21 protein-coding genes and 2 tRNA genes are annotated in these 25,874 nt (G+C 60.6%); 10 read left to right on the top strand and 13 right to left on the bottom strand.

All coding sequences use genetic code 11. The features are described 5' to 3' along the window. Positions 1 to 11: 11 nt before the first annotated feature. Genes AC1DZ5_RS01560 through AC1DZ5_RS01540 form a run of 5 tightly spaced genes read left to right on the top strand, consistent with a single transcriptional unit; the run spans position 12 to position 3,275 of the window. Positions 12 to 1,367: a M16 family metallopeptidase gene (locus AC1DZ5_RS01560; protein ID WP_477885350.1), complete on the top strand. Its 1,356-nt coding sequence runs from the start codon at positions 12 to 14 to the stop codon at positions 1,365 to 1,367. 9 nt (positions 1,368 to 1,376) lie between these two features. Further along, positions 1,377 to 2,009 carry a 16S rRNA (guanine(966)-N(2))-methyltransferase RsmD gene (gene rsmD, locus AC1DZ5_RS01555; RefSeq protein WP_477885348.1) on the top strand — a complete coding sequence of 211 codons (633 nt, stop codon included), beginning with the start codon at positions 1,377 to 1,379 and terminating at the stop codon, positions 2,007 to 2,009. A gap of 25 nt (positions 2,010 to 2,034) precedes the next feature. Continuing rightward, positions 2,035 to 2,523, top strand: a complete 489-nt coding sequence (coaD, locus tag AC1DZ5_RS01550; RefSeq protein ID WP_310345556.1) for a pantetheine-phosphate adenylyltransferase — start codon at positions 2,035 to 2,037, stop codon at positions 2,521 to 2,523. Positions 2,524 to 2,538: 15 nt separating this feature from the next. After that, on the top strand, positions 2,539 to 2,985 hold the full coding sequence (locus tag AC1DZ5_RS01545; RefSeq protein ID WP_477885346.1) for a universal stress protein: 447 nt from the start codon (positions 2,539 to 2,541) through the stop codon (positions 2,983 to 2,985). Between the two features lie 38 nt (positions 2,986 to 3,023). Next, positions 3,024 to 3,275: a YfhL family 4Fe-4S dicluster ferredoxin gene (locus tag AC1DZ5_RS01540; RefSeq protein ID WP_477885344.1), complete on the top strand. Its 252-nt coding sequence runs from the start codon at positions 3,024 to 3,026 to the stop codon at positions 3,273 to 3,275. A 3-nt stretch (positions 3,276 to 3,278) separates the two neighbouring features. Here the strand turns inward: AC1DZ5_RS01540 and AC1DZ5_RS01535 are convergent, their stop codons facing one another. The 8 genes from AC1DZ5_RS01535 to AC1DZ5_RS01500 form a co-directional block, all read right to left on the bottom strand. Further along, a complete protein-coding gene (locus AC1DZ5_RS01535) occupies positions 3,279 to 3,656 on the bottom strand; it encodes a hypothetical protein (protein WP_477885342.1) in 378 nt (125 codons plus the stop codon). Further along, a complete protein-coding gene (gene pth / locus AC1DZ5_RS01530; protein WP_477885340.1) occupies positions 3,653 to 4,303 on the bottom strand; it encodes an aminoacyl-tRNA hydrolase in 651 nt (216 codons plus the stop codon). The genes AC1DZ5_RS01535 and pth overlap by 4 nt, the downstream gene beginning before the upstream one ends. A 94-nt stretch (positions 4,304 to 4,397) precedes the next feature. Beyond that, positions 4,398 to 5,027 carry a 50S ribosomal protein L25/general stress protein Ctc gene (locus tag AC1DZ5_RS01525; RefSeq protein WP_310345543.1) on the bottom strand — a complete coding sequence of 210 codons (630 nt, stop codon included), beginning with the start codon at positions 5,025 to 5,027 and terminating at the stop codon, positions 4,398 to 4,400. Positions 5,028 to 5,125: 98 nt separating this feature from the next. After that, positions 5,126 to 6,100: a ribose-phosphate pyrophosphokinase gene (locus AC1DZ5_RS01520; RefSeq protein WP_310345540.1), complete on the bottom strand. Its 975-nt coding sequence runs from the start codon at positions 6,098 to 6,100 to the stop codon at positions 5,126 to 5,128. A gap of 78 nt (positions 6,101 to 6,178) precedes the next feature. Next, positions 6,179 to 6,255 (bottom strand) — tRNA-Gln (locus AC1DZ5_RS01515). A 39-nt stretch (positions 6,256 to 6,294) separates the two neighbouring features. Then, a complete protein-coding gene (ispE, locus tag AC1DZ5_RS01510) occupies positions 6,295 to 7,167 on the bottom strand; it encodes a 4-(cytidine 5'-diphospho)-2-C-methyl-D-erythritol kinase (RefSeq protein ID WP_477885337.1) in 873 nt (290 codons plus the stop codon). 36 nt (positions 7,168 to 7,203) lie between these two features. Continuing rightward, positions 7,204 to 7,710 (bottom strand): lipoprotein insertase outer membrane protein LolB, encoded by a 507-nt coding sequence (locus tag AC1DZ5_RS01505; protein WP_477885335.1) that lies wholly within the window; start codon positions 7,708 to 7,710, stop codon positions 7,204 to 7,206. Then, complete coding sequence (locus AC1DZ5_RS01500) at positions 7,707 to 9,446, bottom strand: tetratricopeptide repeat protein (RefSeq protein ID WP_477885333.1); 1,740 nt, start codon at positions 9,444 to 9,446, stop codon at positions 7,707 to 7,709. Before AC1DZ5_RS01500 ends, AC1DZ5_RS01505 begins: the two co-directional genes overlap by 4 nt. Before the next feature lie 38 nt (positions 9,447 to 9,484). Between AC1DZ5_RS01500 and mutM the strand changes: the two genes are divergently transcribed. From mutM to mutY, 3 genes are read left to right on the top strand one after another with little or no spacing between them, the layout of a single operon-like run. Then, positions 9,485 to 10,300, top strand: a complete 816-nt coding sequence (gene mutM, locus AC1DZ5_RS01495) for a bifunctional DNA-formamidopyrimidine glycosylase/DNA-(apurinic or apyrimidinic site) lyase (RefSeq protein WP_477885331.1) — start codon at positions 9,485 to 9,487, stop codon at positions 10,298 to 10,300. Positions 10,301 to 10,354: 54 nt separating this feature from the next. Next, on the top strand, positions 10,355 to 12,325 hold the full coding sequence (locus AC1DZ5_RS01490; RefSeq protein WP_477885329.1) for a dynamin family protein: 1,971 nt from the start codon (positions 10,355 to 10,357) through the stop codon (positions 12,323 to 12,325). Next, the gene (mutY, locus tag AC1DZ5_RS01485; RefSeq protein WP_477885774.1) at positions 12,322 to 13,371 is read left to right on the top strand and encodes an A/G-specific adenine glycosylase; all 1,050 of its coding nucleotides are present in this window, start codon (positions 12,322 to 12,324) and stop codon (positions 13,369 to 13,371) included. The genes AC1DZ5_RS01490 and mutY overlap by 4 nt, the downstream gene beginning before the upstream one ends. 6 nt (positions 13,372 to 13,377) lie before the next feature. Here the strand turns inward: mutY and rapZ are convergent, their stop codons facing one another. The 3 genes from rapZ to AC1DZ5_RS01470 are packed head-to-tail and all read right to left on the bottom strand — an operon-like array spanning position 13,378 to position 16,787. Next, positions 13,378 to 14,238: an RNase adapter RapZ gene (gene rapZ, locus AC1DZ5_RS01480; protein ID WP_477885328.1), complete on the bottom strand. Its 861-nt coding sequence runs from the start codon at positions 14,236 to 14,238 to the stop codon at positions 13,378 to 13,380. Continuing rightward, positions 14,238 to 15,887: a DNA repair protein RecN gene (gene recN / locus AC1DZ5_RS01475; protein WP_477885326.1), complete on the bottom strand. Its 1,650-nt coding sequence runs from the start codon at positions 15,885 to 15,887 to the stop codon at positions 14,238 to 14,240. Before recN ends, rapZ begins: the two co-directional genes overlap by 1 nt. A 3-nt stretch (positions 15,888 to 15,890) precedes the next feature. Continuing rightward, complete coding sequence (locus AC1DZ5_RS01470; protein ID WP_477885324.1) at positions 15,891 to 16,787, bottom strand: NAD kinase; 897 nt, start codon at positions 16,785 to 16,787, stop codon at positions 15,891 to 15,893. Positions 16,788 to 16,826: 39 nt separating this feature from the next. Between AC1DZ5_RS01470 and hrcA the strand changes: the two genes are divergently transcribed. Continuing rightward, the gene (hrcA, locus tag AC1DZ5_RS01465) at positions 16,827 to 17,831 is read left to right on the top strand and encodes a heat-inducible transcriptional repressor HrcA (RefSeq protein WP_105261210.1); all 1,005 of its coding nucleotides are present in this window, start codon (positions 16,827 to 16,829) and stop codon (positions 17,829 to 17,831) included. Between the two features lie 34 nt (positions 17,832 to 17,865). Then, positions 17,866 to 17,942: transfer RNA gene (locus tag AC1DZ5_RS01460), tRNA-Ile, on the top strand. A gap of 164 nt (positions 17,943 to 18,106) precedes the next feature. On the opposite strand, the gene AC1DZ5_RS01455 is transcribed toward AC1DZ5_RS01460, so the two are convergent. Together AC1DZ5_RS01455 and AC1DZ5_RS01450 are read right to left on the bottom strand one after the other, a co-directional pair. After that, positions 18,107 to 18,847 carry a response regulator gene (locus AC1DZ5_RS01455; RefSeq protein WP_477885322.1) on the bottom strand — a complete coding sequence of 247 codons (741 nt, stop codon included), beginning with the start codon at positions 18,845 to 18,847 and terminating at the stop codon, positions 18,107 to 18,109. A gap of 158 nt (positions 18,848 to 19,005) precedes the next feature. Continuing rightward, positions 19,006 to 25,428 (bottom strand): AAA family ATPase, encoded by a 6,423-nt coding sequence (locus tag AC1DZ5_RS01450; protein WP_477885320.1) that lies wholly within the window; start codon positions 25,426 to 25,428, stop codon positions 19,006 to 19,008. Between the last annotated feature and the right edge of the window lie 446 nt (positions 25,429 to 25,874).

The raw sequence follows: 25,874 nt of genomic DNA, 5'->3' as shown, positions 1-25,874 counted from the left end.
GGATTCATACCATGACTACTATCAAATCAATAGCTGCTCGCGCAATGTTGACGGGGGCTACAGCCCTATTTTGCATAAATTCTGCCTGGGCGGGCATTCCCATCCAGCATTGGACGCAGCCCAGCGGCGTGCGCGTCTACTTGGTCGAAAGCCCGGCCATTCCCATGGTGGATGTGCAAATCGACCTGGACGCCGGCGGGCGCCGCGACCCAGCCGACAAGCCGGGCCTGGCCAACCTCATGGCGTCCATGACAGCGAATGGTGTACGTGCTACGGCCACCGAGTCCGCGCTGGACGAACACGCGCTGACCGAAGCCTGGGCCGACCTGGGCGCCTCGTTTGGTGGCGGCGCGGGCAGCGACCGCATGAGCTTCTCCCTGCGCTCACTGACCTACCCGGACCTGCTGGACAAGGCCGTAGTGCTGGCCGCGCGCCAACTCGGCGAGCCGTCGTTTCCCGAAGCGCCCTGGCTGCGCGACCGGCCCAAAATGATTGCCAGCCTGAAAGAGGCCAACACCCGCCCCGCTACGTTGGCGGCACGCGCCTTTAACCGCGCGGTGTACAGCAACCACCCGTATGGCTGGGAGATGACGGAAGAGAGTCTGCTGCGCATCGGCGTGGAGGACCTGCGCGCGCTGCACGCCAGCGCCGTGCGGGCCTGTGATGCGAGCGTGAGCATCGTGGGCGCGTTGACCCGTGCGCAGGCTGATGCCCTGGTGACGCGATTGCTGTCGCGCCTGCCCAAGACCACGTGTGCGCCGCAGCCTGTCGTGCCCGAAGTGCTGCCGCTGAAAGAAGCCTCTGAGCAACGCATTGCCTTTGCCTCGGCTCAGGCCCAGGTGCTGCTGGGCCAGCCCGGCTACAAGCGCAATGACCCCGACTTCTTCGCGCTGACCGTGGGCAACCACATCCTGGGCGGCGGTGGCTTCACCGCACGTCTGACCGAAGAGGTGCGTGAGAAACGTGGCCTGACCTACAGCGTGTACAGCTACTTCTCGCCCGGCCTGCACGCGGGTGCCTTCACCATAGGTCTGCAGACCCGGCCCGACCAGGCGGACCAGGCGCTGGGCCTGGTGCGCGAGGTGCTGGCCAAGTTTGTGGAGGAGGGCCCGACCGAGAAGGAGCTGCAGGCCGCCAAGGACAACCTCATTGGCGGCTTTGCGCTGCGCCTGGACAGCAACAAGAAGCTGCTGGACAACGTGGCCAACATCGCCTGGAACGGCCTGCCACTGAACTACCTGGACACCTGGACTGAGCAGGTGGACAAGCTCACGGTGGCCGATGTGCGGGCGGCCTTTGCCCGCAAGGTGCAGCCCAACACCCTGGCCACGGTGGTACTGGGGGCGGCGGAGGCCGGGCTGCGTTAAGCTCCCCGGATGAAAGCCAAACCCTCTTCTTCCGCGCGCGGTGCCACGGGTGCACCCAAGCGTCTGCCACGCCCCCGCGCCATTCAGACCCACGAGATCCGCATCATTGGCGGGCTGTGGAAGCGCACCAAACTGAAAGTCGCCGACAAACCCGGCCTGCGTCCCACACCGGACCGCGTGCGCGAGACCCTGTTCAACTGGCTGAACCAAGACCTGACCGGCTTGCGCTGCCTGGACGCTTTTGCCGGCACCGGCGTGCTGGGTTTTGAGGCCGCATCGCGCGGTGCCAAGGACGTGCTGATCGTGGAGCAAGACAGTGCGCTGGTGGAGCAGCTCAAAAAGACCCAGATTCAGCTGCAAGCCAGTGCTGTGCACGTGCTGCGTGGCGATGGCGTCTCTGCCATTCGCCAAGCCGCGCCGGGTAGTCTGGACGTGATCTTTATTGACCCGCCGTTTGACGCTCCGCTGTTCGAACCCGCGCTGGGCGCCTGCGCGCGTGCGCTGGCCCCCGAAGGACTGGTCTACCTGGAGTCCCCCACCAAGTGGACCGACGAACTGCTGAGTCCCATGGGGCTGGTGGTGCACCGCCACCTGAAGGCGGGCGCCGTGCATGCCCATTTGCTGGCGCTGGCCGCCGCATAATTTCAGTCATGTTTTTGGAGCGCCCATGAGCAAGTCCGTGATCGCTGTGTTCCCCGGCACCTTTGACCCCATCACGCTGGGCCATCAGGACCTGATACGCCGCTCGGCGCGGCTGTTTGGCACCGTCATCGTGGCGGTGGCTGCGGCCCACCACAAGAAGACCATGTTCACGCTGGACGAGCGGCTGGACGCGGTGCGCGAGGTGTTCCAGCCGCTGGACAACGTGCGCGTGGAAAGCTTCACAGGTCTGGTGCGTGACTTTGCGGTGCTGCATGGCGCGGGCGTCATGGTGCGCGGCGTGCGCTCGGTGACTGACTTTGACTACGAAGCCCAGCTGGCCGGCATGAACAAGGCGCTGGCGCCCGAGGTGGAAACCGTGTTTTTGACGCCTGATTCGCGTTTTCAGTTCATCTCGAGTACTCTGGTGCGCGAGATCGCCACATTGAAGGGGGACGTAACCCAGTTTGTGGCGCCGGTGGTCCACACGCGTTTGATGGACAAGTTACGTCCCTAACCTGAGGAGGCTGCCATGAAGATTCTGCTGCCAGTCGATGGATCGGAGTTGTCATTGGAAGCGGTGCGCCATGCGCTGCGATTGCGAGCGGACGGATTGCTGATATCCGCCGTGCTGGCCAATGTGCAGGAGCCGGCCAGCCTCTACGAGCTGCTAGTGGCCCATGACCCCGAGATGATTGACCGTGTGAGCGCCGAAGCCGGCATGGACGCCCTGTCCACCGCCATGGGCCTGCTGGACGCCGACGGCGTGGATTACGAGTGCGAGGTGGCCAAGGGCGACCCAGCGCACACGCTGATCGACATTTGCGAGCGCTTTGGCTGCGACATGATTGTCATGGGCGCCCGTGGGGCCAGCGCGGCACGCAGCGCCATGCTGGGCTCGGTGTCCAACGAGGTGCTGCACGCCAGTGGGGTGCCCGTGGTCATCGTCAAACCCCCACAAGAGGAAGAGGGTTCCTAGCCCTGCGGCGATAATTGGGCCATGGAGCGTGAACTGCCGTGGCACTGTTAATTACCGACGAATGCATCAATTGCGATGTGTGCGAGCCCGAGTGCCCGAACGAGGCGATTTACCTGGGTGAGCAGATCTACGAAATCGACCCGCACAAGTGCACCGAGTGCGTGGGCCATTTCGACGAGCCCCAGTGTGTGCAGGTCTGCCCCGTGGCCTGCATTCCCATCAACCCCAACTTTGTTGAAGACAAAGAAACGCTGTGGCAGAAGTACCGCCGCCTGCAGGGCGTGGCTTAGGCCTCACTTCTTGGGTTCTGGCGCGCCTTTGGCGGTGAAGTACTCGGGTTCCTTACTTTTCTTCTTTTTGGTCGTTGCGGCCTTCTCTTTCACAGGCTTGGCTTCTGCCTTGACCGGCTTGCTGGCCGCCGCCGCCTCGGCATCGTCCTTCAATCGCGTTTTTTCCAGCTGTTTGGCCTGTGCCGCCTGTTCGCGCATGGTCTTGTTGGCTGCAGCCCGCTGCGCCGCCGTGCGACCGTCACCAGCCTCCAGCGCTACCCCGTCCGGGCAGGGGATTTGGCTGTAGCTGGAGCCACATTTGTAGACTTTTTGGGCCATAGCCCCCGTGGATAGTGCGCCGATAGCTATCAAAATGAGAGCGTATTTGTAGGTCGGGGTCATGCGTCACTCCGGGGTGCTGGTTCTGCGACAGGTACCACGGCGTCTGCCGGCGGCCGTGGGGGCTTGGGGCGGGGTGGTTTGCTGGTGTGGATCAACATGGTGGCCTTGTCCATCTCGCCCGCAATCAGGTGGGGCAGGGCTTTCATGGAGCGGTCGATGCACTGGTCAATCGCAATGCGGTGGTCCAGTGACGGCTTCTTAAGCACCCAGTTCACCACCTCCGACTTCACGCCCGGGTGGCCCACGCCCAGGCGCAGGCGCCAGTAGTCGCCGGTGCCCAGCTGGGCATGGATGTCGCGCAGGCCGTTGTGGCCCGCATGGCTGCCGCCGAATTTGAGCTTCACTTCGCCCGGAACGATGTCCAGTTCGTCGTGTGCCACCAGAATCTCTTCGGGCTGAATTTTGAAGAAGCGCGCCAGCGCGCCCACCGATTTGCCAGACACATTCATGAAGGTCTGCGGCTCCAGCAGCCACACCGTGTTGCCCTGCACCGTGGTGCGGGCCATGAGGCCGTGGTAGCCCCGGTCCATGGAGAGCGAGACCTTGAGCTCGCGCGCTAGCGCATCCACCCACCAGAAGCCCGCGTTGTGGCGGGTGGCGTCGTATTCGGGGCCGGGGTTACCCAGGCCAACAAACAGTTTGATCATCGGGAAAATTATGGCTTACAAAAAGCGGGGAGCCGAAAAGCAAACGGCCCACCGAAGTGGGCCGTTTGCAGCGAACTAGCGCAGGGCAGAAGAATTACTTCTTGCCTTTGCCCTTGCCCTTGGCGTCAGCAGCGGGGGCAGCGGCTACGGGAGCAGCCACTTCTTCCACCGGAGCCACCACGGCCACGATCACGGGGTTGGCCTTGCCGTGGGTGACGACAGTCACGCCCTTGGGCAAAGTCAGATCCGCAGCGTGCAGGGACTTGCCCTTCACCAGACCAGACAGGTCCACGGCGATGAACTCGGGCAGATCGGCAGGCAGGCAAGCCACTTCCAGGTCGGTCACGACGTGGTTGATCAGGCAAGCGTCCACCTTGGCGGCGGGGGAGTTTTCTTCACCGCTGAAGTGCAAAGGCACCTTCATGCTGAGCTTGGTGTTGGCTTCCACGCGTTGGAAGTCAATGTGCAGGATCAGTTGCTTGAAGGGGTGCATTTGCACGTTGCGCAACAGAACCTTGCTTTCCTTGCCAGCGAATTCCATATCCAAGATGGAGGCGTGGAACGCTTCCTTCTTGATGGCGTGCCACAGAGCGTTGTGGTCCAGTTCGACCAACAAGGGCTCGGCGGAACCGCCGTAAACGATGCCGGGGGTACGGCCAGTGATGCGGAGACGGCGGCTCGCACCCGTGCCCTGCTTAGCGCGCTCAAAAGCGACAAATTTCATATCTAACTCCAGTAAGAGTCCACCGCGACCAGTGTGACTCCGATTTAAAAAGACGCCTGCCAACCCTGTGGGTCAGCGGCGTCGGCTTTTTGTCCCGATCAAAGGCTGTCTTGATCCGAGAACAAACTCATGACCGACTCTCCGCGGGCGATGCGCTGGATGGTGTCCCCAATCAGCGGTGCCACAGAGAGTTGGCGAATCTTGGTGCACTGCGCGGCGGCAGCGCTCAAAGGAATGGTGTTGGTCACCACCACTTCGTCCAGCGCGTCGCCGCTGGAAATACGTTCAATGGCGGGGCCAGAGAAGATGGGGTGCGTGCAATACGCATACACCTTCTTGGCGCCACGGGCCTTCAGCACCTCGGCGGCTTTCACCAGCGTGCCTGCGGTGTCGATCATGTCGTCCATGATCACGCAGTTGCGGCCTTCGATCTCACCGATCACGTGCATCACTTCCGACACATTGGCCTTGGGGCGGCGCTTGTCGATGATGGCCAGGTCGCAGTTCAGCTGCTTGGCCAGCGCACGGGCACGCACCACACCACCCACGTCGGGCGAGACCACGATCAGGTCTTCGTAATTCTTCTGACGCAAATCGCCCAGCAGCACGGGGGACGCATAAATGTTGTCCACCGGGATGTCAAAAAAGCCCTGGATCTGGTCAGCATGCAAGTCCATGGTCAGCACGCGCGCCACGCCCACAGTCTGCAGCATGTTGGCCACCACTTTGGCGGTGATGGGCACGCGGCTGGAGCGGGGGCGGCGGTCTTGGCGTGCATAGCCAAAGTAGGGAATCACGGCGCTGATTCGCTCGGCCGATGCGCGCTTGAGCGCATCCACCATGATCAGCAATTCCATCAAATTCTCGTTCGTGGGGGCGCAGGTGCTTTGCACCACGAACACATCACGCGCACGCACGTTCTGGTTGATCTCGACGGTGACTTCACCATCCGAGAAACGGCCCACGGTAGCGGCGCCCAGGGAGATCCCCAGGTGCTTGGCAATGTCAGCGGCCATGCCAGGATTGGCATTGCCAGTGAAGACCATGAAATCAGGGGGAGTGAAGGCCTGCATGTGGAATCCAGCGAAGAGAATTTGGGTTTATGTCGTCACTATGCGCATGCTGAAGCGGGACCGGCCCGAACAGCAATTTGGCAGGGGAAGAAGGATTCGAACCTTCGCATGCTGGAATCAAAATCCAGTGCCTTAACCAACTTGGCGACTCCCCTACACAGGTTGACAGCGCAATGCTGCCCACCGCTAAACCTTCATTTTTCGTCGCTGTCTGCCCACCCTAACAGGGGGTGAACATCCAAACTGCTGCACAACCTGACTTGAAACGCGTCTGGCGCGTCGCCCACATCGATGTCGTGCTGCAAGTGCGCAAATACCGCGCTTCCAGAGCCTGTCATCCTGCCACTTAAACCCTTGTCATCGAGCCACTGAAGGGCTTGATTCACACCGGGGCACAGCTTCTGGGCAACGGCTTGCAAGTCGTTTCGGCCATAACTAAAGGAATCCTTTAATGTCTTTCCGAATGCGTCTGCAGCGAAGCCTGTGATTATAGCTGGTTCTGAATCGCGTTTCAACTCCGGGTCAGAAAAAATCAATTTAGTTTCGAGCCCGGCATCGGGCTTGACTACGACCCAGCGCGATGCAGGTAGTACCAGGGGCGTGATTTTTTCACCAATGCCCTCGACCCAGCCGTGGCGCCCGCTCAGGAAGAACGGCACATCCGCTCCCAGTGCCAGCCCGATGGCGGAGAGTTGCTGTACCGATAGTTTCAGGCCCCACAAGCGGTTCAGCACCAGCAAGGTGGAGGCCGCATCCGAGGAGCCACCGCCCATGCCGGCCTGTGCCGGGACGGATTTAAGAACGCCAATATGCACGCCTTGCGTGCAGCCCGTGGCCTGCTGTAGTGCGCGGGCGGCACGCACGTTCAGGTCGTCCGCGGGCAGACGCACGTTGAGGTCTTCGCGGCTGATTTGACCGTCGCTGCGCAGCGAGAAGTGCAGCGTGTCGCACCAGTCAATCAGCATGAAGGCCGATTGCAGCAGGTGGTAGCCATCGTCCCGCCGCCCGGTGATGTGCAGAAACAGATTGAGTTTGGCGGGGGCGGGGATGTCGTAGAGCGACTGCATGGTGGGCGGCATTATCGGCGCAGGGGCAGCGCCCGCTCAGTTTTGCAGGATGATTTTCAGGTCCACTGCGGGCAGCTTTGCTGCCTTGCGCTGCGCGTTCAGTCTGCCCTCTGGCAGTTGGCTCAGGTCCACCTCCCAGTCAGGTGCTGCCGTGGGCGTGCCTTGCAGCCAGTCAAACAAGGCGGCGACTGGCAGTTCGGCGCCCGTGGCATGCAGCACCAGGGCCTGCAGCGAATCGAAGGACTGTGGCTCGCCCGTGGTGGTCAATCGGGCAACGCCAGGCGCCCATTGCATCTGCGCCAGCGTGCTGCCCAGGGGCGTGTGCAGCGACAGGCTGCCTGCCTCGCCGTTGCCCTCGAGTACAAAGTTGGACGCAAACGCCTGCACCGGCGTGGCGTAGACCTTGAGCGCCAGACGGCCTTCCCATCGGGTTTGGGATGCAAAGTCGGCGCTACCCCGCGCAGTCGTTGCGCAAGCAGCTATGAAAAGCGTAGCAATGGACAGGATGAGCAGCAGGCCGAGTCGGCGTAGCAGCTCCTTCATGGCTTGGCACGCAAGCGGCGCACGGTTTCCTGCAGGGTCTCGTTGTCCTTTTGCTGCTGCAGCGCCTGGCTCCAGATGGTGTTGGCCTGGTCGCGTTGGCCCAAGCTCCACAGCACCTCGCCCAGGTGGGCCGCAATCTCGGCGTCCTGGCGGCTGGCGTAGGCCTGCTCCAGCAGGCGTTTGGCTTCCGCGGCGTTGCCGCTGCGGAATTCCACCCAGGCCAGGCTGTCCACGATGAAGGGGTCGTTGGGCGCAAACTCCAACGCCTTCTCGATCAGCTTGCGCGCCTCGGGCAGGCGCACATTGCGATCGGCCAGCGAGTAGCCCAGTGCGTTGTAGGCGTGGTGGTAGTCGGGGCTGGCGGCGATCACTTTGCGCAGCAGCTTTTCCATATCGTCCAGCTTGCCGAGCTTCTCGGCAATCATGGCCTGGTCGTACATCAGGTTGGTATCGTCGGGGTACTGTTTGAGCGCAGCGGCCAGTACCTGGTAGGCGGTGTCCAGTTGTTTGTGGTCGCGCAGCAGCTGTACTTCGGCGGAAATCTTTGCGCGCGCATCGTCGGCCTGGGTTTCGGGGGCGGAGCGGATCAGGGCGCGTGCCTCCACCATCTTGCCTTGGCCCGCCAAAATCATGGCGCGGCGGGTCAGCACCTTGAGTGCATCCTGCGGGCTGTTGATGCGCTGCAGGTAGGCATTGGCCTCGTCCAGCTGGCCGCGTTGCTCGGCAATCTGCGCCAGCAGCAAGTAGGCTTGCACCATGCCACGTGAGGTCTCGTTGCCATCCGCAGCGGGCGCTTCATTGGGGGCCACCAACTGGGTGTACTGCTTGAGCGAGCTTTCGGCCGCGCTGTTGTTGCGGTCCTGCAGCTCCAGCGAGCCACGCACCAGCCAGGCATCGGCAAAGCTGGGGGCTTGTGTGTTCAGGGTCTGCATCTGCACCAGCGCCTCGGAGTAGCGCATGGTGTCGATCAAGCGGCGTGCATAGGCCATGCGCACTTCGGGCAAAGGCTGGCCTGCCAGGTAGCGCTGTACCAGGGCCTCGGCGCCAGGGGACTTGGCTTCCATCAGGTTCAGTGCCAGCACCGCGGGCTCTTCGGCGCGGGCATTCAGGGCGGAGCCGCGTTGGGCGGCTTCCAGCCCGCCGGGCACGCTGCCTGCGTTCAGGCGCAGCAGGCCCACGGCTGACCAGGCGGCCGGGCCGGTTTCGGGGGATGTGAGGTCAATTGCCAGGGCCTGTTCGACGATGTTGGCGGCCAGCGGTTTGTCGGTCACGCGGCTGAAATAGCGGGGCAGCAGGTCGATGGCGGTGATGCGCTCCTTGCCGGTGGTGCCTACCAGTTCTTTTTTGAGCGGCTCCAGCGTGTCACTTACACGGTTCAGGCCCAGCAAGATTTGCAAGACATAACGGTTGGCATCTTTGGAGGCCGGAAAGGCCCGCTGCCAGGCGCGAGCCGCATCCAGCGCCGACTCGCCACTGCGGGCGCGCAGCGCCATTTCCACGGCGCGTTCGTACAGTTTGGCCGAGTTGGCCTTGCGTGCCGCATCCAGCATGCCGAGGTAGGCATCGCCAATGTCACCGTTGGTGGCGTAGATCTCACTGAGTAACAGTTGGTAAAAAAGATCCGGGTTCAGGTCGGAATTTTTGACTTCGTCGGGCTCGGCCGCGAAAGCGGAACCACACAGGCCGATGCAGGCCGCCAACAGGGTGGTGGAGATGAGGCGTTTGGGGCGTGTCATCAGACCATAATAATCCAACATCATGAAGCTGAGGCCCCATGCCTGAATTGCCCGAAGTTGAAGTCACGCGCCTGAGTTTTGCCGACCGTATTGCGGGCGCGCAGGTGCAGGCGGTGCATGTGGGCAAGCCCCTGCGCTGGCCGCTGCAGTGCGACCCCGATCACCTGGTGGGCCAGCGTGTATTGCAGGTGCGCCGCCGCGGCAAATATTTACTTCTGGATCTTGACGCCGGCCTGTTGCTGGTGCACCTGGGCATGTCGGGCAGCGTGGCCTTTGGCGGGCGTATGCCGCCGCCCGGCGTGCACGACCACTTTGACCTGGTCACCACCCGCGGCACCTTGCGCCTGAACGATCCGCGCCGCTTTGGCGCTGTGGTGTTTGCCGCCGGCGAGACCGACCCGGTCGCACAAAAATTGCTGGGCCACCTGGGCATGGAGCCGTTGAACGGGGGCTTTGACCTGCTCGCGTTTCAGCAGGGCATGGCGCAGCGCAAGGCACCCATCAAGCAGGTGCTGCTGGCCGGTGAGGTGGTGGTGGGCGTGGGCAATATCTATGCGTCTGAGGCGCTGTTTTTGGCCCAAATCCGGCCCACCACGGCGTCCAACAAGGTGAGCAAGCCGCGGCTGAAAAAGCTGCACGCCGCCATACAGGATGTGTTGGCGCGTGCCGTGGCCAAGGGTGGCAGCACGCTGCGCGATTTCTCCAATGCCAAAGGCGAGAGCGGTTACTTCCAATTGGAAGCCACGGTCTACGGCCGCGAGGGCCAGCTCTGCAGGGTCTGCGCCACGCCCATCAAGTCGATCCGCCAGGGCCAGCGCTCCACGTTTTTCTGCCCGACTTGCCAAAAACCCTGAGGGGCGCGGCCGCTGGCGATGCTATATTGAACCCTTCACGGGGGACTCTTGCTCTTGGCTACTTCATTTAACGATCAGTTTGACCAGCACGGCACGTGGCGGCGCGAGTTCGCATTGCGGCTGAAACTGCTGGCCGAGTGGATGAAAGACCACGAGCTGCTGGACGCCGCGGTCGAAGAGCGCCTTCGCCGTCTGGAAGCCCAGGTGCGCTCCGACAAGGTGATGGTCGCCTTCGTGGCCGAGTTCTCGCGCGGCAAGTCCGAGATGATCAACGCCTTGTTTTTCGCAGGGTATGGTCGGCGCATCATGCCGGCCAGCGCGGGTCGCACCACCATGTGCCCCACCGAGATGGGCTATGACGCCGATGTGCCGCCCTGCCTGCGCCTGCTGCCGATCGAGACCCGCCTGCAGCCGCAAGCGCTGATGGAATGGCGCATGGCGCCCGAGAAGTGGACCCGCATCGACCTCGATGTGAATAACCCCCAACAACTGGCCAAGGCCCTGGAAAAAGTGGCGGAGACCCGCAAGGTCACGCAGGATGAAGCCCGCGCTCTGGGTTTCTGGCACAACCAGGCGCCCGAAGACAACCCCATGGTCGATGCCCAGGGCATGGTGGAAGTGCCCAAGTGGCGCCACGCCCTCATCAACATCGCCCACCCGCTGCTCAAGCAAGGCTTGGTGATTCTGGACACGCCTGGCCTCAACGCCATCGGTGCCGAACCCGAGCTCACCGTGAGCCTGATTCCGCAGGCGCATGCCGTGGTGTTCATGCTGGGCGCCGACACGGGCGTCACCAAGTCTGATCTGGCCATCTGGCGCGAGCACCTGATTACCGAGTCCACCGACCCCGACGCGCGCCTGGTGGTGCTGAACAAGATTGACACGCTGTGGGACGCGCTGAGCACGCCCGCGCAAATCCAGGCCCAGATCGATCGCCAGAAGGCCAGCACCGCCGAGATTTTGGGCCTGCCCAAAGACAAGGTGATTGCCGTCTCCGCCCAAAAGGGCCTGGTGGCCAAGGTGACCGAAGACGACGAGCTGCTCAGGCGCAGCTGCCTGCCCGTGCTGGAAGACGTGCTGGGCCGCGGCATGATGGGCAAGCGCCAGAAGATTTTGGGATCGGCCATGGCCGATGGCATCACGGGTCTGCGCCTGGAGACCGGCCGCGTCATTAACATCCGCAAGCGCGATTTGACCGAGCAGATGATGGAACTCAAGGGTTTACAGGGCAAGAACGCCACCGTCATCAAGCACATGCGCAACCGCATCTCGCAAGAGCAGGCCGAGTTTGACCAGGGCGGTGCCAAGATCCACGCCGTGCGATCGGTGCATCTGCGCCTGCTGCGCGAGGTGTTTGGCATTCTGGGTTCGGGCGCGCTGAAGAAGGAAATGGCGCAGCTGACAGAGACGCTGATGCAAAAGGGCCTGAAGTTGGGTGTGAAGCGCGCCTATGGCGACACCTTTGACCGCCTGCGCGGCAACCTGCAAAAAGTGCAGACCCTGTGTGCCGAAATCCAGTCCATGCTGGTGGCCAGCTTCAAGCTGCTCAACGGCGAATATGGCTTCTCGCTGCAGGCGCCGGCTGAGCCCGACATGGGCCGCTTCATGGCCGAACTGGACACCATTGAGCGCAACCACCTGCAGTACCTGGGCGTGGGCAATGCCTTCAAGCTGGCCCAGCCCGAGTTCTCGGACCGGCTGGTGCGCGCGCTGTCCACCCGCCTGCGTTCGGTGCATGAAAACGCGCTCGCGGATGTGGAGCTGTGGAGCAAGTCTGCCGCGGCCCAGCTGGACGCGCAGCTGCGCGAACGCCGCCGCAACTTTGCCCGCCGCATCGAAGCGATCGACCGCATCTCGCAGGCCGCCGGTGGACTGGACGACCGCATTGGCGAGATCGAGCAACAGGAAACCGCGCTGGACCAGCTGGACGCCAAGCTTTCCGAACTGACCGCCTACCTGATTGCTGCTCAAGACGCTGCCAAGCTGTTGGCAGTGGCCGCCGCTGCAGACGTCGCCATCGCCTGAGCGTGGCCGCCAGCAACTTTGCCACGCAGGTGGTGGCGTGGCAGCGTCAACACGGCCGCAACACGCTGCCTTGGCAAAACACCCAAGACCCCTACCGCGTGTGGCTGTCCGAGATCATGCTGCAGCAAACGCAGGTGGTCACGGTCGTCGGCTACTTCGCCAAATTTCTGGAGCGCTGCCCCACGGTGGCCGACCTGGCCGCTGCCAGCAGCGACGAGGTCATGGGCCTATGGAGCGGGCTGGGCTACTACAGCCGCGCGCGCAATCTGCACCGCTGCGCGCAGCTGGTGGTGGAGTTGCACGGCGGCCAGTTCCCGCGCGACGCGGCCACGCTGACGACCTTGCCCGGCATAGGCCGATCGACCGCTGCGGCCATTGCCTCGCTGTGCTTTGGGGAGCGCGTGGCGATTCTGGATGCGAACGTGAAGCGTGTGGTGACCCGCGTGCTGGGCTTTGACGCCGACCTGGCATCTGCCGCCAACGAAAAGAAACTGTGGGATGCCGCCACCGACCTGTTGCCCGCTGCAAAGCAGGCTGCGACCGACATGCCGCGCTACACCCAAGGCATGATGGATTTGGGCGCTACCGTGTGCAGTCCGAAGAAGCCCAACTGCCTGCTCTGCCCCGTGCTGAGCCACTGCGTGGCCGCGAAACAGGGCGACGCCGAGCGCTACCCGGTGCGCACCCGCAAGCTCAAGCGCAGCAGCCAAAGCTTGTGGCTGCTGTGGGCGCAGCGTGCCGATGGTGCGGTGTGGCTGGCCAAGCGGCCTACGCCTGGTGTGTGGGCAGGCCTGCAGTGTTTCCCCCTGTTTGACAGCGAAGACGCCTTGCGTGCGGCCCTGCCAGCGCAGACGGCCCAAGGCCTGCAGATGCTGCCGGTTTTCACCCACGTGCTCACGCACAAAGATCTTTTTATGCACGCAGCCCGCGTGGACATTGCGCAAGCAGCTATGGATTTAGGAGTGGGCGCCTGGTTTTTGCGAGCCGAATGGGCTGCAGCGGGCTTGCCTGCGCCGGTGCGCAAGCTGCTGGAGAGACCTGCCTAGACGTGCTTAAAGCGCGTCCATCTCGCGGTGCCGCTTGAGCGTGCTCCAGCTGCTGCCAAAGCGTTTGGCCAGCTGCTCCACCAGGTACACAGACCGGTGCTGCCCGCCCGTGCAGCCTATGGCCACGGTCACGTAGCTGCGGTGGTCGCGCACCAGGGCGTCCAGCCAGCTTTCCAGAAACTGGCTGATGTGGTTCAGCATCAGGTCCACATCGGCCTGTGCTTTCAGGAAGTCGATCACCGGCTGGTCGCGCCCGGTCAGGTGCTTCAGCTCGGGGTCGTAGTGCGGGTTGGGCAGCATGCGCACGTCGAACATGTAGTCTGCATCCGTCGGCACACCGCGCTTGAAGGCAAACGACTCAAACACCAGCGTGAGTTGCCCGCCGGGTGAGGCGATCAGTTCTTTGACATAGCCCTGCAACTGAGACGGGCGGATGATGCTGGAGTCAATCACATGGGCCTGCTCTCGCAGGTCGGCCAGCAGCTCGCGCTCCAGCTCGATCGCATCGACCAGCGCGCGGCGCTCGTCCCCGGCCGCTTCCACCTTGGAGAGTGGGTGCTTGCGCCGTGTCTCGGAATAGCGGCGCACCAGTGTGTCGGTGGTGGCGTCCAGAAACAGCGACTTCACCTCCACGCCCAGCTGGCGCAGGCCCTGCAGCTGCTGCGGCACCAGGGGCAGGGATGTAGCGCTGCGCACATCCATGGCAATGGCCACACGCTGGGCCTGGTGCTTTTGCTCCAGCTCTACAAACGGCAGCAGCAGCTCGGGTGGCAGGTTGTCTACGCAGTAAAAGCCTGCGTCTTCCAGCGCATTCAGCGCCACCGATTTCCCGGAGCCGGACATGCCGGTGATCAGCACAATCTCCATCACGGCCCCGCTTGCAGCATTTCCTTGGCGTGGGCCAGGGTGGTGCTGGAGAGTTTTTCGCCGCCCAGCATGCGGGCAATCTCGCCCACGCGCTGTTCGCTGTGCACGGCAGCCACGGTGCTGAGTGTGGCCTTGCCCTGCAGGGTTTTGGAGACCACCAGGTGGTGGTCCGCGCAGGCGGCCACCTGGGGCAGATGGGTCACAGCCAATACCTGGCGGTCGGTGCCCAGCTGCTGCATGAGCCGGCCCACGGTCTCGGCCACGGCGCCGCCCACACCGGAATCCACCTCGTCAAAAATCAGCGTTTGCGCGGTGCCCAGCTGGCTGGTGGTGACCGCAATGGCCAGCGCCATGCGCGACAGCTCGCCGCCGGATGCCACCTTGCCCACGGGGCGCGGCGTGCTGCCGGCGTGGCCTGCAGCCAAAAATTGCACGTCTTCCAGCCCGCTCTGCTGCGGCTGGGCCAGCGGCTCCAGTGCCACCTGAAACTGCCCGCCCTGCATGCCCAGGCCTTGCATGGCCTGGGTGATGCTTTGGGCCAGCGACGGTGCGGCCTTGGTGCGCTGTTTGGAAATGCTCTTGGCCTCGGCCAGGTAGGCGGCTTTTGCTTTGCGTTCGGCGGCTTGCAGGCCTTCCAGGTCGGCGGCGGCGTCCAGCGCGGCCAACTCGGTTTTCCACGCGGCCAGCACGTCCACCAGTTCTTCGGGCGGGCGCTTGTAGCGGCGTGCCAGGCTCACCCAGAGCGACATGCGCTGGTCCAGCTCGGCCAGGCGGTCGGGGTCCAGCTCGGTGCGGCGGGCGTAGCTGCGGAGTGTGTGCACAGCGTCTTCCACCTGCGCCAGGCTGGAGGTCAGCGCCTCCATGGGGTCTTTGAATTCGGCCTCCAGGTGGGCCTGGGCCTGCAGCAATTGCAGTGCGGCGTGCAGCGGGCGCAGGGCGCTGGTTTCGTCGTCTTCCAGCAGGTTCACGGCGCCTTCGGCCGCGTCCAGCAAGGCCTGGCCGTTGGACAGGCGGCTGTGGCTGGTGTTGAGCTCGTCCCACTCGTGGGGCTGGGGCGCCAGCTTGTCCACCTCGCCAATTTGCCAGGCCAGGCGCTCTCGCTCGCGCTGCAAAGAGTCTTGTGCTTCGGTGGCCTGGGCCAGCGCAGCTTGGGTCTGGCGCCAGGCGGCCCACAGCTGGGTCAGCGTGGCGGTGTTCACCTTGGCATAGGCGTCTAGCAGGCCACGCACGGCCTCGGGGCGGGTCAGGCTTTGCCAGGCGTGTTGGCCGTGGATGTCCAGCAGCTGTTCGCCAATGGCGCGCAGTTGCTGGGCTGTCGCCGGACTGCCGTTCACCCATGCGCGGCTTTTGCCTTGCGTGTCCACCGTGCGGCGCAGCAGCAGGGTGTCGCCGCCTTCAAAGCCGGCCTCATTTAGGATGGCCTGCACACCGGGGGCGGTGTCGAATTCGGCCGACACATCAGTGCGGGCAGCGCCCTCGCGGATCACGCCAGTGTCGGCGCGCGCGCCGGTCACCAGCTGCAGCGCGTCGATGAGGATGGACTTGCCCGCGCCGGTCTCGCCGGTCAGCACTGAAAAGCCGGACTCCAGGTCCAGCTCCAGTTCGCTGACGATCACAAAGTCACGCAGGACGATTCGCTTCAAGGCCATGGTTCAGGCCACTCCTTCATTCCAATGCATTTTCTGGCGCAGGGTGTCAAAGTAGGTCCAGCCCTTGGGGTGCAAGAAGCGCACCCGGTGCTCCGACAGCGTCACTTCAATGCGGTCGCCGTGCATCAGGCTGGCCAGGCTCTGCATGTCAAAGTTGGCACTGGCGTCCCGCCCTGCTACGATTTCGATAGCTATCCGCGCAGTGTTGGAGAGGACTATCGGCCTATTTGACAATGTATGGGGGGCAATCGGCACCATGACCCAGCCGGGGATGGCGGGGTGGAGCAACGGTCCGCCGGCCGACATGGAATAGGCCGTGGAGCCCGTGGGCGTGGCGATGATCAGGCCGTCCGCCCGCTGGTTGGATACAAAGTTGCCATCCACCTCCACGCGCAGTTCCACCATGCCGGAGGTGGCGCCGCGGTTCACCACCACGTCGTTCATGGCCAGCGCCGAGAACACGCAGTGCCCGTCGCGCATCACGCGGGCGTGCATCAGGCTGCGGTCGTCCAGCTCGTAGTGGCCGGCCAGCATGGGCAAGAGGGTGGTTTTGTACTGCTCGAAGCGGATGTCGGTGATGAAGCCCAGCCGCCCCTGGTTGATGCCGATCAGCGGCACCTTGTACTGCGCCAACTGGCGGCCTATGCCCAGCATGGTGCCGTCTCCGCCCACCACCAGCGCCAGGTCACAGCTGATGCCAATGCCAGCCACGTCCATGGTGGTGTAGCCGGTCAGCTCGGTGTTGGCGGCGGTGTTGGCCTCGATGACGATCTCGCAGCCCTGGTCCATCAGGAAATGGGCGATCTCGTCCAGCGACTCGCGCGATGAGGCGCCGACCGCGCGGCCCCCCGTGGATTGGTACTTGCCAATGAGCGCGACCTGTCGGAATTTGGACAACATCCGCAAATTAGACACTAAATAGATCACTAGAATGGACCGATGCTCGATGATCGTTCCAAGTTGTTGTTGAAAGCGCTGGTAGAGCGCTACATCGCCGATGGACAGCCCGTGGGCAGCCGCACCTTGTCCAAGGCCTCGGGCCTGGAACTCTCGCCCGCCACCATCCGCAACGTCATGTCGGACCTGGAAGAGCTGGGCCTCATCGTCAGCCCCCACACCTCCGCCGGGCGCATTCCTACCGCGCGCGGCTACCGCCTGTTTGTGGACACCATGCTCACCGTGCAACCCGGCCAGTTCCAGGCGCACAGCCTGGCGCCCGACCAGCCGCAGCGCGTGCTCTCCAACGCGGCCAACCTGCTGTCCAACCTGTCGCAGTTTGTGGGCGTGGTCATCTCACCGCGCCGCACCTCGGCGTTTCGGCACATCGAGTTTTTGCGCCTGTCCGAAAAGCGCCTGCTGGTCATCATCGTCTCGCCCGATGGCGACGTGCAAAACCGCGTCATCTACACCGAGGTGGACTACGCCCAAAGCCAGCTGGTGGAGGGCGCCAATTTCTTGAACACCCACTACGCCGGGCTGGAGATCGAAGAGGTGCGCAAGCGCCTGCAAAACGAGGTGGACAGCCTGCGCGGCGAGATTGCCACGCTGATGCAGGCCGCCGTGCACGCCAGCTCCGAGGCCATCAACGAATCGCAGGACGAGGTGGTGATTTCGGGTGAACGCAACCTGTTGTCTGTGTCCGACTTTTCCAGCGACATGGGCCACCTGCGCCGGGCGTTTGACCTGTTTGAGCAAAAAGCGCAACTCATGCGCCTGCTGGATGTGACCGGCCAGGCCGAAGGCGTGCGCATCTTCATTGGTGGCGAGAGCCAGGTAGTGCCGTTTGAAGACCTGTCCATCGTCAGCAGCCCGTATGAGGTGGATGGCAAGGTGGTAGGCACGCTGGGCGTCATCGGCCCCACCCGCATGGCCTACGACCGCATGATCCAGATCGTGGATATCACTTCCAAGCTAGTCAGCAACGCGCTCAGCCACCACAAATAGACCTGCGCGGCCCGGTACAATCCGCGGTTCGGTGGGGCCGTTAGCTCAGTTGGTTAGAGCAGAGGACTCATAATCCTTTGGTCGACAGTTCAAGTCTGTCACGGCCTACCATTCAATTCAAGGACTTAGCTTTGTAGCTAAGCCACTTACCGTTTAAGAACGTGACGGGAGCGTGACAATATCGCTCACGTTTTTCAGCACTTTTGAATACCATCAGCAATCTGCCCCACTCCAGTAGGCCCTACCCTGCTCTAAAAACTAGCAGGGTAGGGGCCTCAACTGAGGACTTTGGCAACTGCTTGGGCTCGGCTAAAGACGTTGAGTCTCAGGAATATTTGTCCTGCGTGGTATTTCACGGTATCTTGGGTCGTTCCAAGAATCCTGCTGATTTCCCAATTGGTCTTGCCTTCACACATCCATAACAGAACTTCTTTTTGCCGTGACGTCAATTCGGCAGTCAATGCGCTGTTTTCAATGCTTTTAGTAGATTCGGGAGATGCGATTTCCGACCCCCCGAAAACCCTTTGCGCTTCTGTGCCTACGGCAACCTTCTCGTACGGCAGCGAATCCCCCTGTTTTCGGCGAATTCTCATCTGTGTGCGTACCCGTGCCCGCACAACCGGTGCATCAATGGGTTTGGTCACAAAGTCGACCGCACCAGCTTCCAGCCCCATCACTTCCTGGGCGCTGGAATTCAATCCAGTAATGAAAATAATGGGAATATGCGCGGTGCGAGGATCCGCCTTCAATCGGGCACAGACTTCGTAACCGTCAAGATCATCCATTTGGATGTCAAGCAGTATGACGTCAGGCGTTGCATGGATCGCGAGCTCTATGCCTTTTGCGCCGTGAGTTGCGCAAAGGATTTCATATTCGTGGCCCAACACTTCAAACATGACTTCGATGCTGGCGGCATCGTCATCAATGACAAGAATTTTCAACTGATGGCTGTCCGCAGGTGCTGCGCCCAGGAATTGCGCAGTTCCATTCATTGCACTTTCAGACGATTCCAACATGCTGGGCTTTTTATGTGTCAACAACGCGCTGTACACGGGACTCCGTGCATCAGCCCCGGAGGGCCAAATCTGCGATGCGGAATTCTCATTCAATTGGTGCGTTTTACCTAACGAGAGCTATAAAATTTAATTACAAAATGTATCAATTCTTGTTTTGATCACAATTTGGGGGTAATAGCGATCAGCTGCGTACGAGCGGTAGCAGTCAGGTGGTCAACCAGTTGGACCAAGCATTGCTGGGCAGCTCGAAAATCGAGGCGCTCCAGATTCTCAAGAACCAGCTCCAGCATGGGAGCCCATTCCGTGCCAACCAGCAATTTGATAAGGTCCTGTGTGAGTTTGCGGGAAGTGAGGCTGTGAGAAGCTATGGAATCGCGCAACGTAAGCGCCGCTGTAGAAGTGGCCCCATAGTCGATATGCGGTGTGGACTTGCTGCTCGCCACGGTTGCAATGCGGGGACCCATGAGCGATGCGGCAGTTGCCGAGGCTTGGGCCAATAGCGTCTCCAAGGCGCAGAGCCATTCGGCCGCGGTATCGAGCTGGCGGCTTTGAATCGCAGCTTCAAGCGTGCATACAGTGGTGTAGATGGTTGTGGATTCGAGCGTGCCCGCCATCGCTTTGAGCGTGTGAATATACCGGGCTGCTGCCTCAAATCTTCCAGTGTTGACAAACTCCCGCAAGTCGGATGCAGCATGTGCGAATGTGCGGTCGAAATTGATGATCAGTTTTCGCAGCAACCCTCTGTTGCCATTGATGCGGAGCAGCGCCGACGCAACATGGAATGGCGGTAGCTGCTCGGGCAAATCATCTTGGTACTGCCCGTTCCGGGACTCGTCATGCCGCAGCATGGTTGGCATGCGATCCAAAGAAGAGAAATGTGGTTTTATCCAGTGTTCCAGCGTATTTCGAAAGATGGTGGGATCAATTGGCTTGGTGATCAGATCGTTGATGCCGACTTGCAGGCAGCGATTTTGCTCGTCATCCAAGACCCCTGCCGTGATGGCAATGATGGGTATATGAAAGCCGCCTTCCGTGACGCGAATTTGCCTGCTTGCCTCCAGTCCGTCCATGACAGGCATCTGAAGGTCCAACAATACGGCGCTATAACGCCCGGGGTTGGCCATGAAGCTGGTGACGGCCTGTTGGCCATCTTCGGTGACGTCGGCCATGATTCCCAGCACATCCAGCAATCCGACGAGAACCTGCCGATTGATGGCATTGTCGTCCGCCAGCAGTACGCGAGAGCCAGCAAGTGATCCACGCGTATCAGTGGGTGTGATCCCATTGTCTGGTGATTTCGCGTGTGCAGCTTCGGGCAGTGCCAGACGGATGGTAAAGCGGAAAATACTTCCCATACCGAACGTGCTTTCGACCTGGATGGCAGACCCCATCAAATGGACCAATCGCTGGCTGATGGCAAGCCCCAGACCTGTCCCGCCGTACCGGCGGGCAGTTGAGGTGTCCGCCTGGGTAAAAGGCTGAAACAAGCGGTTCAAATGTTCGGGACTCAAACCGATTCCTGTGTCCTGCACTGAGCACAGCAAATCAATACTCTGTTGTTGACGGTCGGCAACTTGAATAGAGACTGCCACTTCACCATGTTCGGTAAATGTAATAGCGTTGTTAACCAAGTTAAGAAACACTTGCCCAAGGCGCAGGGGATCACCGATCAAATGAGTGGGAACATCGGAAGCGATCTCCATGCGAAGAAGTACATGTTTTTCTGAGGCGCGCAGGGCTACAACATTGGCCACATTGTCGAGCACCCCTGCAAGTTGAAAATCCACTCGCTCAATAGCTAGTTTGCCGGCCTCGATCTTGGAGAGGTCCAGCATGTCGTTGAGCACACCCAGAAGAATGTTGGCTGAGGACTGAATCTTGAGCAGATAGTCGCGCTGCTCGTCATGGACCACCTTGCGCAGAGCCAGATGCGTCAAGCCCAGTACCCCATTCATGGGCGTACGAATCTCGTGACTCGCGACCGCTAGAAATTCTGACTTTGCGCGATTGGCAGCCTCTGCCACACTCTTTGCTTTGTGCAATTCAGCCTCGGCGGCGCGTCGCTCGGTGATGTCTTCTATCAGCCATATAGCGCCCTTGGACAAATCGTGCCTGTCCAGGGCGCAACCCACCAATGCGACCAGAATAGTGCTGCCATCCTTGCGCCTATAAGTCTGTTCGCCGCGATAGGTATCTCCAGAAGGCAGCAACTGGCCGTAGGCCAAATCGGCAATGGCGAGATAAGCCTCCCTGTCCTGGTAAATGTCGCGTACAAAGGTGTTCTTCAGTTCGCCTGTGCCATAGCCCAACATGCGCTCCAGGGCCGGATTCGCAAACCGAACGATACGGCCTGCCGCCGTGGACGCAATCTTGGCAATACCGAGCGAGGCGTTATCAAAGATCAACTCCAGCTCCGCTATTGTCTGGTTGAGGTGACCCTTTTGGCGAAGCAATTCCGCCGTGCGCTGCGCCACCTGTTCTTCAAGCCTTTCCAAATGGTTCTTGAGCAACCCTTCTGCGCGCCGACGTTCGCCGTTTTCCTGTTGCAATTCAGCATATAGCGTTGCGTTCTCCAGGGATGTCGCAATTTGTGTGGCGAGGATCTGGAGCAACTCAGTGCGCTCAGCGGTAAAAACGCCAACTGCCAAATTGTTTTCCAGATAAAGCATACCGATCAGCTGAGATTGCTTCAATAAAGGAATGCACAGGAGCGACTTTGTTTGAGCGCGAATGATCTGAGGATCACTGTTGAAGCGATCGTCGGTGGATGCGTCGGCCAATACAACAGATCCACACGTATGTCTGACGTAGTTGACCACCATTAGACTAAGGTCTCCGCTGTTCTGCGGCGGTGTGGCTTGCAAGACTTGAATCGCGTCGCCTTGCGCTTTTGCCTGAATCAGTAAATCGTCACCAGTTTGTAAAAGCAGGCTTCCTTTTTGTGCGCCGGCGCTTTTAAGCAATATCAACATCAACGTTTCAAGCAAACGCTCAATCCGAATTTCGCCGGATACCGCCTGCGAAGCCTTGATCACGGTATCGAGATCCAAACGTTGCGCGGTGAGTTTCTCGTCTATGGCAAGGTCTCTGCGTTTGGTGGTGTTGGCGCGTAGCAGCAATTCCGCATGGACGTCTTCCAATTGCTGGACCTTCGTGCTTGCGCCCCATTGCGCATATCGATCACGCGATTCTTCGAGATAGGCTCGGGCGATGGTCCGTCTGCCCAGACCGAGATGGAACTTGCCCGCCAGTTCGTTGGCAAGCGCCTCGTCGTTGAGGTATTCGTGTACCTTGGCTCCCGCTATCGCCAAGTCGTAGAGGCCGGAGGCCTTCTCGTTCCTACCCAGCACACGACAGCGCTCCGCTTCCACTAACTGCAACTTGTGCAAGTAGTTCATTGGCCCATGCTGTGCCAACATCCGAAGTTTACGGATCAAGGGCTCAAGCGAATGCTGCGCCACAAGCTCAGCCTTAGACCACAAAGCAAGCCGTGTCAAACAGGTGAAATAGATGTGGTCCGCGCGCAAGTGAGCGCCCTGGGCGATCACCGCATGGACCTCTGCTGCCTCCTCGCAAATCAATGCCTGCCGATAGCGGGCAAACAGATAGTGCTCCATTGCCAGGCAAACATTGTAGAAATAAGCCCCCCTGATATTTCCGGAGCTGATTAAATGCCCCAACAAACCGTCAAAGCTGACGCCTTGCGGAATCAGGCGATGGTCCATGCAAACGCCGGACAAGGTGGACATGACCTTGAGCATGACAACGGCGTTGATCGCCACATGAGGCGCTCCAGCCTTGTTGCAGCGACGAATGGCTGCTTCCAGAAGAGGAATGCACTCCCTTACCGTGGCCCCTGACAGCGACGTTTTCATGGCATATCCCAGGTGCACCACGGCTGCCCAGAAAGTTTCTCCCGATGCATCAGCGAGCAAGCTCGCAGCACGCATTGAGTCCGTTGCCTGCCTGAGCGACTCTTGATTCGGTCGAATAAGGGCTGAGGTCAGGAAGGCAGTCCAAATCCGGATGGTTGGTGAGCTGCCCTTTGCCAATTTGAGCGCACAGTCACCCAACGCACAGCCCTTGGCCACGTCTCGCCCGCTGGCGCACAGCAAATATCCGTAGCCAGCAAAGGCAACACTCGCCGATCGCGACAAGCCGAAGCGACAGTTCAGCCACATTGCACTGTAGAAAATTAGCGGCAACAAGTGGGGCGCTGCAAACAAGGCGGCGGGGAACATCGCGACGAGGACCTCTGACGCAGCGGTCTTGGTGGGGTCACGCATGGCTGGGAGCTCCTGAAGCTCGGCCATTGTCTTGCTACCCAAGGCGCGACGCGCCTTGGTGCGCCAGTGGTGCGTGTCCGTGGGGGTGATATTCGCCAAGTCTGGAAAACTCACACCCCATTGGCCGAGTTCGGCCAGTCCGGCGCTCAGTCCTTCTGCAAAACGGCTTTGTCGGAAGTGGATTCGCAGCCTCAACAGGGTCACCTGCACGATCTCGTCAGGTGAAAGTGCATGCGCGCGCAATTCTTTGATCACGTCCATGGCGGATTCATTTTCAGCAAGCCCCCCCAGCATTTCCGCACGTTGAATTCCGGCTTGCCAAGCCCGCTCATGGTGCAACGTCCAAGCTCCGCTTCCCAGTACTTCAACAGCCATTGCCGCTTGCTCCAATCCGGCGTCGAAAGCCCTTGCCCCGCCTGCGCGGCGCGATGCGGCAAGATGGAGGTCTGCGAGTTCCAGTTGGTCTTTGCGGTCTGTGATGAGCCCTCGCCCTGCGTTCAGGTGTGTGAAGTAATCGAAGACCCGTTCTTCACGCTGCTCAACGGGGATGTTTGCAAGCAGCAACCGTCCAACCTTCAAATGAATAGCGTGGCGCTCGGCCTCGGGAAGACCTAGATAGGTGGCTTCTTGGACGCGATCATGTTGGAAGTTGTATTGCGTGGTGTGTTGTCCGGCATGCACGCTCAGCAAGCCGGCACCGATTGCGGGCTGCAAAGCGGCCTGTGCCGTGTATTCATCCATTTCTGCAACGGTCGCAAGTGTTTTCAGCTTGAACCGATTTCCGATACAGGCGGCCACAGCGAGCAAGTTTCGTGTGACTGGGGGAAGTCGTGCCAGTTCACTGCTGAATAGGTCGACCACATTGTCGGCAATGTTCAATGACGCGATCTGTGCGACGTCCCAAACCCACGCGCCATGCTCAAACCTTATTTGCTGCGCGTGGTAGAGATTTTTCAGGAACTGACCGATGAAGAGCGGGTTGCCGTGGGTCTTGCGATGAATCAATCGGGCCAATGGTGCCGCTTGATCATGCGTCGACTGCGTTGTATCGGCTATAAAGGAATGGACATTTTCCTCACGCAACGCTTCGAGCTCGATAGTGCTCACCCGAGCCAGTCTTCGGACGGCTTCAACTGTGTGCATCAACGGACTGTCGAGGCTTACCTCGTTGTCACGGTATGCACCAACCAACAATAGGCAGGGGTTGTCAAGGCTTGTCATGAAAAGCTCGATGAGCCGTAAGGAAGCTGGGTCGGCCCATTGCAGATCGTCAAGAAACAGGACAAGCGGGTGTTCCACCCGCAGGAAGACGGAAGCGAAGCTGCACACCACTTGGTCGAAGCGATTCTGGGATTCCACTGGCCCCAACGGTTCGATTTCCGGCTGCGGGCCTATGATGTGGACCAGCTCCGGCAATGCCGCAGTCAGGATTTGACCGTTGGCCCCCAGCGCGTCTTGCAGCTTAGCCTTCCAGTCGGCAATCTTGGTTTTGCTTTCGGTCAATAGCTGCTGCATCAGTCTGCGGAAAGCGCCATTGAACGCTGAGTAGGGGATGTTTCGCTTGAATTGATCGAATTTTCCAGTGATGAAATATCCGCCCGAAGCAAGCACGGGCTTGCGAAGTTCGCTCGCCAGCCTTGATTTCCCGACCCCGGAATCGCCCGAGATAAGCAGCATTGCCGCATTGCCGCTTGCAATTTGGTCAAATGCCTGCCTCAACTTTTCGACCTCGTTGGAGCGGCCGTACAGTTCCTGTGAAATTTGCAGACGACCTTGAATTTCATGCTCGCCAAGCGCAAATCCAGCAAGCGCTCCGCCGTCCTCCAACTCCCGCATGCAGCGATGCAAATCGTCCAACAGACTTCTCACGCTTTGGTAGCGACGCTCGGCGTTCTTGGCCAGCAGCTTCAAGACAATGTCGCTCAGGGCTTGGGGCACCCCATGTTTGACGGAGGCTGGAGCAAGTGGCGTACGCGCAATGTGCCCGTGAATAACCTCCAGCGCATCATCCGACTCGAAAGGTAGTTGCCCCGTCAATTTCTCATAGAGCACAACGCCGAGAGAATAAAAATCACTGCGGTAGTCTACTGTCCGGTTCATTCGCCCTGTCTGCTCGGGAGAAACATGGGTAACCGGCTGCGGCATTTGGCGCAAAAGTCGAATCTCATCGCCCTCCTGCGCCAAGATATTGGCGGGGCATAGCATCAGGTAAGCGGACCTGCCTTGTTGCGCAACGGTTAGCGCTTGGCACAACGACTGCGCAAAGCGTAAAAACTGGCGATGGGCTTCAATCATTTTTATTGTGAGTTCTCTGGTTCTTTTTCCAGCGCTGGAGAATGGACACCTTGTGGGTGAACAGACTTGTGATCTGTACAAGCAAATCTTCGGCCAGTTCGTGCAGTTTCTACGTTCAAATTCGACAGCGATTCAGGGGCAATAGCCGTGCACGGCAGTGTGCCTGCCGGGTGGTCTGTGGCCCATTGGCGCTATCACCAATGGACGCAAAGTGCGTTCAGAGTCTCGTTTGAGGACGACCCACGCGGACCCGATTGCATTCCCCGAAGGCAAGACTGTCATTTTTTGCCGGGTGCAAGCACCTAGCGCACCTACCCGATCGGGTAGGTGCGCTTGAACGTATTTGCAGCGACATTCACCGCTGCCTGCTGAATTGCCATGAATTGAAAGGAGAAGCCCGTGTCTAGAGGTTATCTGCGAAATCTACTCCGATGCGTTCCCCTGGC

The organism is Rhodoferax sp. P1_F3, from assembly GCF_056405715.1.
This window is presented reverse-complemented; position numbering and strand designations above follow the sequence as displayed.